The sequence below is a fragment of the Pseudomonas monteilii NBRC 103158 = DSM 14164 genome (assembly GCF_000730605.1).
In the GTDB taxonomy this organism is placed as follows: Bacteria; Pseudomonadota; Gammaproteobacteria; order Pseudomonadales; family Pseudomonadaceae; genus Aquipseudomonas; species Aquipseudomonas monteilii.
This window is the reverse complement of the sequence record NZ_BBIS01000030.1, coordinates 138,971-151,637: the sequence shown is the minus strand read 5'-3', so window position 1 is coordinate 151,637 and position 12,667 is coordinate 138,971. Positions and strand designations below refer to the sequence as shown.

The following is a 12,667-nucleotide window of genomic DNA, read 5'->3' as shown; positions in this document are numbered from 1 at the left end:
CTCCTCACGCCCGGTCGGCCTGGCGTTCGCCAAGCAGGCCGTTTGGCCGGAACAGCAACACCAGGATCAGCACCGCGAAGGCGAAGATGTCCTGGTAGTTGGCGCCCAGGAAACCGCCGGTGATCTGGCCGGTGTAGCCCGCTGCCAGCGACTCGATCAGCCCCAGCAACAGGCCGCCGGCCATGGCGCCGAACAGGTTGCCGATACCGCCCAGCACCGCCGCCGAGAACGCCTTCAGGCCCAGTAGCAAGCCCATGTAGGCATCGGCCTGGCCGTAGTTGATCGCACGCATTACCCCGGCGATGGCACCCAGGCTGGCGCCGATCAGGAAGGTGGCGCTGATCACGCGGTTGATGTTGATGCCCATCAACCCGGCCACTTCCTGGTTTTGCGCGGTGGCACGCATGGCCTTGCCCAGGCGGGTCTTGTCCACCAGCAGCCACAAGCCAAGCATGATCACCACGGCAATCAGCATGATCGACAGCTGCACGTTGGTGACGGTGGCGCCGAACACGTCGACCGGCTGCGTCTCGACCACTTCAGGAAAGGTCTTGTAGCCGCGCCCCCAGATCATCATCGCCAGGTTCTGCAGGGCGATGGAGATGCCAATGGCGAGAATCAGCGGGGTTAACCGCGGGGCTTTGCGCAAGGGCCGATAAGCGTACTTTTCCATGCCCTGGGCCAGCAGCATGCACACCACCGCGGCGGCCATGATCGCCAGGAGCAAGGTAATGAGCCCGGGGGCAAAACCTGCGCCAGCAAGCATCGTCAGTACCGAAATAGTCACCATGGCGCCAACCATCACCACCTCGCCGTGGGCGAAGTTGATCAGGCCGATGATGCCGTAGACCATGGTGTAGCCCAGGGCTACCAAGGCATAGATGCTGCCCAGCACCAGGCCGTTGAGGACCTGTTGCAACAAGATATCGAAATTACCGTCCACGCGCTGAATCCTCGAAACTGCGTTGTCGTCGGCGCGCGGCGGCTCAGCGCCACACGCCGACAGGCCTGGCAGGTGGGAAAAGTCTTCTTGTTATGTGGCAGGCCGGCGCCTGCTTGTTATGAGGTGCTGCTCAGTCGCGCTCGACCGACAGGGTTTTCCAGCCGCCGTCGGCGAACTGGAACACGGTGGCCGCCGGGTTCTTCAGGTTGCCCTGATCGTCGAAGGCGATAGTGCCGGTGACGCCTTCGTAACTCTGGTTCTTGAGCACAGGCAAGTACACTTTGGGGTCGTCGGAGCCGGCCTTGACCATGGCGTTGATTGCCGCCCAGGTGGCGTCATAGGCGGCGGGCGACGACTGCACCACACCCACGCCGAACTTGTCCTTGAGCTTCTGCTCGAAAGCCGCGCCCTTGGGCATGTCCTGCAACGGCGTGCCGTAGTTCCAGGCGTAGGTGCCTTCAGCGGCGCTGCCGGCCATCTGCCTGAACGAATCGTTGGGCAGGTTGCCGATGTTCATGAAGCGCGCCTTCATGCCCAGGTTCTTCATCTGCTTGGCCATCGGGGCGGCCTGGTAGTCGAGGGCGGCAAAGAACACTGCATCGGCCTTTTGCGCTTTGGCCGTGGTGAGGATGGCATTGAAGTCGGTCGACTTGTCATTGGTGTACTCGCGCACCACCACGTTGCCACCCGCCGCCTTGACCGCCTTGGTCACCTCATCGGCCAGGCCTTGGCCATACGCGGTGCGGTCATCGAAGATGGCAATGCGCTGGGCCTTGAGCTGGCTGACCAGGTAATTGCCGGCATAACGGCCAAGGGTGGCGTCGTCGTTGACGGTGCGAAATACCGAGGGGATACCCTGGCGCGTCAAAGTGGGGTTGGTGGCCGAAGGTGAAATTTGCGGAATGCCGGCGGCGGCATAGATTTTCGAAGCGGGAATACTGGTGCCAGAGTTGTAGTGACCGATCACCACCGCCACTTTCGAGTCCACCAGCCGCTGCGCCACCGCAGTGCCTGTGCGCGGGTCGGCGACATCGTCTTCGGAAACCAGCTTGAACCGGGCCACCTTGTCACCGATTTTCAGTTGCTGCTGGTTGGCCTCTTCCACCGCAATCTGGATGCCATGCTCGACGTCCTGTCCCTGGTGCGCCGAAGGCCCGGTCAGGGGGCCGGCGAAGCCGATCCTGACGACTTCACTGCCTTCTGCGTGTGCCGTCCCCATGGCCATCAGCAATGTTACCGCGGTCGCGAGGGCTGTACGCCCTCCCTTGTTGTTATTCATGCTCAGCTCCCAGTAGTGATTGGACGAACCTCGACATCGCTTACCGCATGCAAATTGGCCGGAACGCCATCGCACTTGTAAGATAACAGTCAGCAGGCAACTGTCAATGGGTGTATGCTACGGGAGAAGGTAAAATAATCTTTCCGGCGACAAGCGATGCACGCAATCAAAAAGCAGGGCATGAGCCTGACTAGTAAGATGTTTGATAACATATGCCGACACCATCACCGCTGGTTGGCTACGGATCCCGCCGCAAGGGGCATCAGGGCTGCGCGCAACCTGCCGGAGAATCAACCGTGATGAGCCAATCAGTTTCAGGAGCAACCCTTCTATGAATGCGTCGTTAGGCACGCGCCGCGCCAACCTGGCGGAAACCGTGATCCAGGAGCTTTCCAGCCGCATCGACAACGGCACCTACGGCCCGGGCGACAAACTGCCGTCCGAACAGGAGCTGTGCAAAGAGTTCAACGTCAGCCGCCCCGTCATCCGCGAGGCGGTGGCCTCGCTGCGCCTTGGCGGGCGCCTGATCGCTCGCCAGGGTGTGGGCGTATTCGTGGTCGAGCAGGATGTAAAGCGCATCGGCTTCGCCATCGACAGCGTTGTCGATGATGTACGCGCTGCAGCGCAGATCCTTGAACTGCGCCTGGGCATCGAGACCGAATCGGTCGCCCGCGCCGCCGAGCGCCGCAGCCCTGCGAGCATGGCGGCGATCACCGAGGCGTTCGACCGCTTCAACTCGCTGGACGGCGCCACGCAAGAGGAAGAAGCCAAGGCCGACTTCGAGTTCCACCTGGCGATTGCCCGCGCCACCAGCAACCCGCACTTCACCCAACTGCTGGAGGCGCTGGGGCCGGACATCATCCTCGACCTGAACCTCAAGCATGGGCAGGTCACCGGCAAGAACCGCCAGGCGCATATCAAGAAAATCGCCCGTGAACACGGGGCAATCCTGTCGGCAATCAGCATGGGCGACGTGGCCAGTGCGCGCACGGCGCTGCGCAAACACCTGGAAGAGAGCCTGTCGCGGTATCAGCGCTTGCTCGACAGCAAGGCCTGATCGCTGCCCTGCGCTGGCCTCTTCGCGGTTGAACCCGCGAAGCAGGCGACGCAGTTCATGAACAACGCATCAGGCGCGCAGCTGGTACCAGGTGGTCTTGAGCTGCGAATACTTGTCGAACGAATGCAGCGACAAGTCGCGGCCAAACCCCGACTGCTTGCCCCCGCCGAACGGCACCGTCACATCCAGCGCATCTACCGTGTTCACCGACACCGTACCGGCCTTCAACGCCCGCGCCACCCGGTGTACCTGATTGAAGTCATCGCTCCACACCGAGGCAGCCAGGCCATAAATGCTGTCGTTGGCCAGGCGCACCGCCTCTTCTTCCGTGTCGAAGGCGCTGACCGACAGCACCGGCCCGAACACTTCCTCCCGCGCCAGGCGCATGCGCCCCTCGACACCGGCAAAAATGGTCGGCTCGATGTAGTTGTCCGAGCCTTCGACAGTCACGCGTCGACCGCCACACACCAACCTGGCGCCCTCTTGCCCGGCGCGGGTGATGGCGGCCTCGATGCGGCCGGTCTGCTCGGCATCGACAATGGCACCGGCGCGGCTTGCCGGGTCCAGCGGGTTACCCGGCATCCACTGGCGTGCCTTGGCCTGCAGGCGCTCGACGAATTCGTCATGAATCGAGCGCTGCACATACAGCCGCGAGTTGGCCGAGCATACCTCGCCCTGGTTGAAGAAAATGCCGAAGGCGGCCTTTTCCGCCGCCAGGTCCAGGTCCTGGCAGTTATCGAACACCAGGTTGGGGCTTTTGCCACCGCACTCCAGCCACACTTGCTTGAGGTTGGACTGCGCCGAATACTGCATGAAGTACTTGCCCACCTGGGTAGAGCCGGTGAACACCAGGCAGTCTACGTCCGGGTGCAGGCCCAGCGCCTGCCCGGCCTGCTCACCCAGGCCCGGCACCACGTTCAACACACCTTCCGGCAAGCCCGCTTCCAGGGCCAGCCGGGCCAGACGCAGGGCCGAGAACGGGGATTGCTCGGCGGGCTTGAGTACCACGCTGTTGCCGGCCGCGAGCGCCGGGGCCAGCTTCCAGGCGGCCATGTCGAGCGGGAAGTTCCAGGGCACCACGGCGCCCACCACACCGAGCGCTTCCCGGGTGATGGTGGCGAGCGCGTTGGGCGCAGTGGGTGCCACCTGGTCGTAGAGTTTGTCTAGCGCCTCGCCGTACCAGGCGAACACATGGGCCGAGCCCGGCACATCGATGTTGTAGGCATCCATGACGGGCTTGCCCATGTTCAGCGAGTCCAGCAAGGCCAGTTCTTCGCGATGGGCCATGATCAGCTCGGCCAGGCGCAGCAGCACCTTCTTGCGCTCGCCGGGAGCCATGCGTGGCCACGGGCCTTGCTCGAAGGCCCGACGGGCGCTGGCCACTGCAAGGTCGACTTCGGCCTGGCCGCAGGCAGTGACCTGGGCCAGTACGGCGTTGGTGGCGGGGTTGATGGCGGCGAAGGTGGCGCCATCCTGTGCGTTGACGGCTTTGCCGCTGATAAGTGCTTGGGACGGGAGGTACAGGTCCGAGGCGCGTTGTTGCCAGAATTCGAGGGTGTACATTTGTACTCCTTATACCTTTGGAGCAGTCTTTTGATGAAGGGCTACGCGTTTCCTGTGGGAACGGGTTAGAGTTTGCCGACCAACCGGGCCGTGCGGTCCACGGCAATCCGCGTCTTCTCCACCAGCTCATCCAGCTCGCTGTGGTTGGCGATCAAGGCCGGCGCCATGATCATCCGGCCCAGGGTCGAGCGAATGATCACCCCTTCCTCGAAACCAAACGTACGGCACTGCCAGGCCAGGTCGTTCTCGTTGGCAAAACGCTTGCGCGTTGGCTTGTGCTCGGCAAACTGCAACGCCGCCACCAGTCCGGCACCCTGCACCTGGCCGATCAACGGGTGGTCGGCAAACACCTCGCGCAAGATGCGTTGCAGGTAGGGTCCCGTGTCGTCCTTCACCTGGCGCACGATGCCTTCGTCGCGCAGCGCCTTCAGGTTGGCAATGGCCACCGCCGCCGCCACCGGGTGGCCGGAATAGGTCAGGCCATGGGCAAACACCCCACCGCGCTCTACCAACGCTTCGGCAATGCGCTTGCTCAGCACCAGGCCGCCCATGGGCACGTAGCCACTGGTCAGGCCCTTGGCGATCGACAGGGTGTCGGGCTCGAAGCCGAAGTATTCGTGGGCAAACCACTCGCCGGTGCGGCCAAAGCCCCCAATCACCTCATCGGCGCACAGCAGCACGTCGTACTGGCGGCAGATGCGCTGAATTTCCGGCCAGTAGCTTTCCGGCGGGAAGATCATGCCGCCCGCGCCCTGGAAAGGCTCGGCAATAAAGCCGGCAACGTTCTCGGCGCCAAGCTCGAGGATTTTTTCCTCCAGCTGCAAGGCGCAACGGCGGCCAAACTCGACCGGGGTCAGCTCGCCACCCTCTGCGTACCAGTACGGCTCATCGATGTGCGCAACGTCCGGAATCAACCCGCCCATTTCGTGCATGAACTTCATGCCGCCCAGCGCCGTGGCCGCCAGGGTCGAACCGTGGTAGCCGTTCCAGCGGCCGATCATGATTTTCTTGCCTGGCTGACCCACCACCTGCCAGTAGCGGCGCACGGTGCGGATCAGCACCTCGTTGGCCTCGGAGCCGGAGTTGGTGTAGATCGCGTGGCTGTAGTGCCCCGGCAGCAGGCTGAACAGCAACTCGGACAGCTCGATCACCGCCGGGTGGGTGGTGTGGAAGAACATGTTGTAGTAGGCCAGCTGGTCCATCTGCGTGGCAGCGGCGGCCGTCAAATCGCGGCGGCCATAACCGAGCTGGGTGCACCACAGGCCAGACATGCCATCCAGGTAGCGCTTGCCCTCGCTGTCCCACAGGTGCAGGCGTTCGCCACCCACGATCACCCGCGGCCCTTCGGCGTTCAGCGCCTTCTGGTCGAGGAAGGCATGGATATGGTGTGCGGCGTCGGCTGCCTGGTAGTCACGGGTCTGGCGTTGCGGGGCGAAAGGCGCGTTCATTGTTGGTTTTCCTTTGCGGTGGGGTTGCAGGGCAGCCGTCGCTCAGCGCAGCTTGCCCATGTAGCTTTCAAGCGGGTCCTTGCCCAGCACGCCCTGGGCATTGGCCAGCGCGTCGATGAACAGGGAAAACAGCTCGGACTGGGTACCGATGTCGAGCTTGGCGTAGACGTTCTTGCGGTGCGACTTGATGGTGTCTTCCGAAACACCCAGGCGCTCGGCCAGCGACTTGGTCGAGTGGCCACGCAGGATCAGCTGGGCGATGCGGCATTCACGCTCGGTCAGCAACGAGCTGCCGAAGTTGTTCAGCGCAGCGTGGATACGTTGTTCGAGGATGTTCTCGAAACGCCCGGCGCGGCTGTCCAGCCCGGCGAAGTGCTTGCCGAGTACCGCCAGCACCCAGGGCGTGACGCGCCCGAACAGCTCGCGGGTCTGTGTATCGAGCTTGTCGGTAAACGCCAGCGACACCGCCAGGCTTTGCCCGGGCGCCACCTGCAGGATGTAGTTGAGCTCATCTTCCAGGTGCGAGTGCCGGTAGAACGACTGGTAGTACTCGCTGACCTCGAAGTGGTCGGGAGCCACTTCGAACAAGCCATAGCAACCGGACGCGACCTGCTCCACGCAAGCACCGTAAAACGGGTCGAGCAGGTAGAAGCCCGACAGGTAGCGGCTGACATTGCCCTCGGGCTGCCAGGGCGCCTTGTCGTCCTGCTCGAACAGCGCGCAAGGCATGCCGTCGTGCGGGTAGAGGTACACCGTGGTCGCCTGGATCGGCCGGATCACGCCAAGTGCGACAAACAGGTTGGCGGCGAAGCCCGGGCGACCGATGGCCTCGGTGACCTTGGCCAGGTGCTCGAACCACTGTTCTGAAAGCAATTGATTAGTCACTGTGGGCCTGCCGTTTCTATTCAGTGGCACCGCCGCCAGTGCGGTGCGTTGTTGACCAGATCCTCCCACGCCGCTGCAGGTACCGAAATCACCCGTTGGGGTGAGTCGGCCAAGGGTCGCCCCCCTCACCCCAAAGGGTGATTCCGGGCACCCACAGGGTGTGGGAGCATCAAACCGCCCCAGCGCTGCGAGCCTTGCGCTCGACCTCCTTGCACACCACCCACCGGTAGCGAGCCTGCTCGCGTACTGCGATGCCCTGCATCCCTTTCCAGGAGTTAGCAATGCATACAACAACAAGTACAGCCCATTCGCCTGCTTCGCATGCACCGTCACACCCCGGCACCAACACTGGCCGCTTCCGCAAGTCCATGGGCATGACCGCCTTGGTGCTGTTCGGCCTGGCCTACATGGTGCCCCTGGCCGTCTTCACCACCTACGGGCTGGTCACCCAGATGACCAAAGGGCACCTGCCCACCGCCTACCTGCTCACCCTCGCCGCCATGCTGCTCACCGCCTACAGCTACGGCCGCATGGTCCAGGCCCACCCCTACTCCGGCTCGGTCTACACCTACACGCGCAAAGCCTTCGGCAGCCACATCGGTTTCATCACCGGCTGGACGCTGCTGCTCGACTACATCTTCCTGCCACTGCTCAGCTACCTGCTGATCGGCATCTACATGTCGGAATACTTTCCGGCGATCCACGCCTGGGTGTGGGTGGCGGGCTCCATCGCCCTGGTCACCTTCCTCAACCTGATCGGCATCGAGTCGATCACCCGCGTCAACTGGATCCTGGTGGTGGCGCAGCTGGTGTTCATCATCGTCTTCGTCGCCCTGTCCGTGCTCAAGCTCAACGGACAGGCGGAGCCGGTGTCGCTGCTGGCGCCCTTCCATCATGAAGGCTTCAACGTGCCGTTGATCATGACGGGCGCCGCTGTGCTGTGCCTGTCGTTTCTCGGCTTTGACGCGGTGTCGACCATGGCTGAGGAAACCAGCAACCCGACCTACCGCATTCCCGTGGCGATCCTGGCCGTGTCGCTGATCGGCGGCCTGCTGTTCCTGGTGGTGTCGTACTGCGCACAGATGGTGTTCCCCGACTGGGGCAGCTTTGCCGACCCCGACTCGGCCTCGGTGGATGTCATGCGCCGGGTGGGCGGCGAATGGCTGGTTACCGCGTTCACCGCCACCTACGTGGCCGGCTGCTTCGCCTCGGCCATGGTGTCCCAGGCCAGCGTGTCACGCGTGCTGTTCGCCATGGGCCGCGACGGCGCATTGCCGCGCGCGTTCGGCCAGCTGGTGACGAAAAAACGCGTACCGGCGACTGCCATTCTGGTGGTCAGCCTGATGTCCCTCATCGCCCTGGTCATCACCCTCGACACCGTGGCCAACATGATCAGCTTTGGCGCCCTGTTCGCCTTTTCGGCGGTAAACCTGGCGGTGGTCAAGCACTACCTGGTCGATCAGAAGCTACGCGGAGGCCGCAACTACCTGCTGTATGGCGCCATTCCCGGCCTGGGCTTCCTTAGCACCCTGTGGTTGTGGAGCAGCCTGACCAGCCTGTCGTTCACCATCGGCCTGTGCTGGATGGGCATGGGGCTGGTGGTGCTGATGGGGCTGACCAAGGCGTTCCGGGTGAAGCTGCCGGAGTTGCAGATGGCCGAGTGACGCTGAGCACCGGGTGATAACCGCTCGTTATCACCCGATCCGCATTAATCATTATTCAGCCTCCCGTTCGCCGCCTACAGTCCCAGCGCAACGACTGTCATTGCCAACGGGAACCGAAATGTCCATCGAACATCGCCTGAACCACATCGCCGGCCAACTCAGCGGCAACGGGGACGTGCTGCTGAACAGCGTCGACGCCCACAGCGGCGAGCCGCTGCCGTACGCCTTCCACCAGGCGACCGGCGACGAAGTCGAGGCTGCCGTGCAGGCTGCCGAGGTTGCCTACCCGGCCTACCGCAGTACCCGCCCGGCACAACGCGCCGCCTTCCTCGACGCCATCGCCAACGAACTGGACGCCCTGGGCGATGACTTCATCCAGCATGTCACCCGCGAAACCGCACTGCCCGAAGCCCGCATCCGTGGCGAACGCAGCCGTACCAGCAACCAGTTGCGCCTGTTTGCCGAGGTGGTACGCCGTGGCGACTTCTACGCCGCACGCATCGACCGGGCCCTGCCCCAGCGTACCCCGCTGCCGCGCCCGGACTTGCGCCAGTACCGCATCGGCGTGGGCCCGGTGGCCGTGTTCGGCGCCAGCAACTTCCCACTGGCCTTCTCCACGGCAGGTGGTGACACCGCCTCGGCGCTGGCAGCGGGCTGCCCCGTCGTGTTCAAGGCGCACAGCGGGCACATGCTCACTGCCGCGCATGTAGCCGCAGCCATCGACCGCGCCGTGGCCAGCAGCGGCATGCCGGCAGGGGTGTTCAACATGATCTACGGTGCCGGCGTGGGCGAAGCGCTGGTCAAGCACCCGGCCATTCAGGCAGTGGGGTTCACCGGCTCGCTGCGGGGTGGCCGCGCCCTGTGCGACATGGCTGCCGCGCGCCCGCAGCCAATCCCGGTGTTCGCCGAAATGAGCAGCATCAACCCGGTCATCGTGCTGCCCCAGGCGCTGCAGGCCCGTGGCGAGCAAGTGGCTGTAGAGCTGGCCGCCTCGGTGGTGCTGGGTTGCGGGCAATTCTGCACCAACCCGGGCCTGGTCATCGGAATTCGGTCGCCGCAGTTCGAGCACTTCGTACACACGCTGGTGGCGCGCATGGCCGACCAGGGTCCACAGACCATGCTCAATGCCGGAACCCTGCGCAGCTACCAGAACGGTGTGCAGCACCTGCTGGCGCACCCAGGCATCCAGCATCTGGCCGGGCAGCCGCAAACCGGTAACCAGGCCCGGCCACAGCTGTTCAAGGCCGACGTTAGCCTGCTGCTGAACGGCGACCCGCTGCTACAGGAAGAAGTATTCGGCCCGACCACCGTCGTAGTGGAGGTGGCCGATGCCCAGCAACTGGCCGAGGCGTTGCGCCACCTGCAAGGCCAGCTGACTGCCACCCTGATTGCCGAACCTGACGACCTGCACGCCTTTGCCGGAGTGGTACCACTGCTGGAACGCAAGGCCGGGCGCCTGCTGTTGAACGGCTACCCGACTGGCGTTGAGGTGAGCGACGCGATGGTGCATGGCGGGCCTTACCCGGCCACGTCCGATGCCCGAGGCACCTCGGTCGGCACCCTGGCCATCGACCGCTTCCTACGCCCGGTGTGCTTCCAGAACTACCCGGAGGCGCTGCTGCCGGATGCACTGAAAAGCGCCAACCCGCTGGGGATTACAAGGTTGGTGGATGGTGTGGCCACCCGCGAGACGGTTTGAACGGGCACTGAGGTAGCCTGTGCCGGCCTCTTCGAGGCGCCTAACCGCCGCGAAGAGGCCGTTACAGGCTCACATCATTGATGAATTTGGGTTGTCAGCATTCAATAATGCAGCACTGACAATCAAACTCAATTCATCAAAAGGCCGGCCATGTACTCCTCCGAACGCCTGAAAGGCATCGATGTTTTCGTCGCCGTCGCCGATCTGGGCAGCTTCACCGCAGCCGCCGATCGGCTCAACCTCACCAGCTCGGCCATCAGCAAGAGTGTGGCCCGGCTAGAGGCTCGCCTGGGCGCACGCCTGTTCAATCGCACCACCCGCAGCCTGTCGCTCAGCGAAGCGGGCGTGGTGTTCTACCGCACCTGCACCTCGGTGCTGGCTGACCTGGAAGAGGTCGAGCACGCACTGGTCGCCAGCGATAGTCAACCCCACGGTAAAGTCCGAATCGAGCTGCCCGCCTCCTACGGTCGCTTGCATGTGCTGCCACTGATCCTCGACTTCATCCGCCTGCACCCTCTGCTGCAGCCGCATGTGTCGTTTTCCGATCGCTTTGTCGACCCGGTGCACGAAGGTATCGATATCGTCGTGCGCATCGGTGGCCCGGATGCATGGCCGGCCGCGCTCGGCCACCAGTACTTCGGCGCCCAGCGCCTGATGTTCTGTGCCGCCCCCTCCTACCTGGAGAAGCACGGCGTGCCGCAAGACGAGCGCGACCTGGAACACCATCACTGCATCGGCTATGGCCACACCGACGGCATGGTCAGCCCATGGTTCTTCAAGGGCCGCCAACCTGGTGAGATGGAGCGACGCACCGTGCAGCCGCGCATCGCGGTGGGCGACGGCGAGGGGGAAGTTGCAGCCGTGCTGGCCGGTCATGGCATCGGCCAGCTGCCCACCTGGCTGACCCAGCAACACCTCGATCAAGGGCGCCTGGTAGAGGTGTTGCCGGCCCTGGCCACCGACGGCCTGCCGATGAACCTGGTGTGGCTGAAAAGCCGCGAAGGGTTACCCAAGGTACGCGCCTTGCGCGACTACCTGCTGCCCCGGTTGTCGCCTCACGGCACCCGTGCCAGCACCGCGGGCTGACGCGAAAGGCTGCTGACCAGCGGCACCAGGCCCAGCGCCAACAGCGCGACACCGGCGGCCATGTAGCCCAGGTACTCGATACCCAAGCCAGAGATGGTCATGCCACCGAGCACGGCGCCCAGGCCGATCCCAGCGTTGGCCGCCGACACATTGGTGGTACCGGCCAACGCTTGGGCGTGCGTAACCGAACTCATCACCCGCACCTGGCTGACGGGGTACAGCGCCGTGTTGGCAATGCCCCACACCGCCAGTGCCAGGCAGAATGCCAGGCCGGCACCTGCCAGCGGCACCAGCGCCGCCATACCGGTGGCCAACAGCAGCAGGAACAGCGCCGTCGCCCTGAGCGGTGAACGGTCCACTGCGCGCCCGCCGATCCAGTTGCCAAACAGGCCGACTGCGCCAAAGCCCATCAGCCACCAGCCGGTATGAGCCGGTGCGACGCCGACAACCCGCTGTAGCAGATCGGCCAGGTAGGTGTAGCCGGTAAACATCGCGGTGAACACCACCACCGACAGCAGCACATTGGCGAGAAAATAGCGCTCCTTGAAAATGCGCGCCTGTTGCATGAAATCGATTTTCGCCGTGCGGGCGACTCGCGGCATCCACAACCCCATGGCCAACGCCATCAGCAACGACAGCAGGTAAGTCTCGACACCAAACCCGCAGATCTGCCCACGCACCACTTCGGCAAACACCGAGTGGTGCCGAAACGACTCCCTAGCATGGATGTTCGACATATGCACTTCAACCACCGGCACCTCAAGAATGGCCAGTGCATCACGAATACCGTAGCTGTAATGCGTCCACGCCCCGGCATTGATCAGCACTGCATCCACCCGCTCGTCAAAGGCCCGATGGATACGCTCGCACAGGGCACCTTCGAAGTTGCTCTGGTAGCTTTCGACCCTTGCCCCCAGCTCTGCGCCCAGCGCCTCCAAGGCGTGGTCGATGTCGGCCAGGGTTGCCGTGCCATACTGGCGCGGGTCGCGCTTGCCAAACATGTTGTGGTTGATACCGTGCAGCATCAGGACATTGGCGACCAT

The 12,667-nt window shown here is 63.8% G+C and carries 10 protein-coding genes; 4 read left to right on the top strand and 6 right to left on the bottom strand.

The genetic code is table 11. The features are described from left to right. Positions 1-4: 4 nt before the first annotated feature. Positions 5-943, bottom strand: coding sequence for a branched-chain amino acid ABC transporter permease (locus PM2_RS17245; protein ID WP_016714592.1), 939 nt, complete (start codon positions 941-943; stop codon positions 5-7). Positions 944-1,073: 130 nt separating this feature from the next. Further along, positions 1,074-2,222: a branched-chain amino acid ABC transporter substrate-binding protein gene (locus PM2_RS17240; RefSeq protein WP_231115652.1), complete on the bottom strand. Its 1,149-nt coding sequence runs from the start codon at positions 2,220-2,222 to the stop codon at positions 1,074-1,076. Positions 2,223-2,553: 331 nt separating this feature from the next. On the opposite strand from PM2_RS17240, the gene PM2_RS17235 reads away from it, so the two are divergent. Continuing rightward, positions 2,554-3,279 carry a FadR/GntR family transcriptional regulator gene (locus PM2_RS17235; protein ID WP_016714594.1) on the top strand — a complete coding sequence of 242 codons (726 nt, stop codon included), beginning with the start codon at positions 2,554-2,556 and terminating at the stop codon, positions 3,277-3,279. Positions 3,280-3,348: 69 nt separating this feature from the next. Here the strand turns inward: PM2_RS17235 and PM2_RS17230 are convergent, their stop codons facing one another. The 3 genes from PM2_RS17230 to PM2_RS17220 form a co-directional block, all read right to left on the bottom strand. Then, the gene (locus PM2_RS17230; RefSeq protein ID WP_028699309.1) at positions 3,349-4,842 is read right to left on the bottom strand and encodes an aldehyde dehydrogenase; all 1,494 of its coding nucleotides are present in this window, start codon (positions 4,840-4,842) and stop codon (positions 3,349-3,351) included. A 65-nt stretch (positions 4,843-4,907) separates the two neighbouring features. Beyond that, positions 4,908-6,290: an aspartate aminotransferase family protein gene (locus PM2_RS17225; RefSeq protein WP_016714596.1), complete on the bottom strand. Its 1,383-nt coding sequence runs from the start codon at positions 6,288-6,290 to the stop codon at positions 4,908-4,910. 42 nt (positions 6,291-6,332) lie between these two features. Next, on the bottom strand, positions 6,333-7,175 hold the full coding sequence (locus PM2_RS17220; protein WP_016714597.1) for a helix-turn-helix domain-containing protein: 843 nt from the start codon (positions 7,173-7,175) through the stop codon (positions 6,333-6,335). A 281-nt stretch (positions 7,176-7,456) separates the two neighbouring features. Between PM2_RS17220 and PM2_RS17215 the strand changes: the two genes are divergently transcribed. The 3 genes from PM2_RS17215 (at position 7,457) to PM2_RS17205 (ending at position 11,624) form a co-directional block, all read left to right on the top strand. Then, positions 7,457-8,839, top strand: a complete 1,383-nt coding sequence (locus PM2_RS17215) for an APC family permease (RefSeq protein ID WP_016714599.1) — start codon at positions 7,457-7,459, stop codon at positions 8,837-8,839. Between the two features lie 118 nt (positions 8,840-8,957). Continuing rightward, positions 8,958-10,538, top strand: a complete 1,581-nt coding sequence (locus PM2_RS17210) for an aldehyde dehydrogenase (NADP(+)) (RefSeq protein WP_016714600.1) — start codon at positions 8,958-8,960, stop codon at positions 10,536-10,538. A 150-nt stretch (positions 10,539-10,688) separates the two neighbouring features. After that, the gene (locus PM2_RS17205; protein WP_016714601.1) at positions 10,689-11,624 is read left to right on the top strand and encodes a LysR family transcriptional regulator; all 936 of its coding nucleotides are present in this window, start codon (positions 10,689-10,691) and stop codon (positions 11,622-11,624) included. Here the strand turns inward: PM2_RS17205 and aroQ are convergent. Beyond that, positions 11,594-12,667, bottom strand: coding sequence for a type II 3-dehydroquinate dehydratase (gene aroQ / locus PM2_RS31580; RefSeq protein WP_080694011.1), 1,074 nt, complete (start codon positions 12,665-12,667; stop codon positions 11,594-11,596). The genes PM2_RS17205 and aroQ overlap by 31 nt on opposite strands.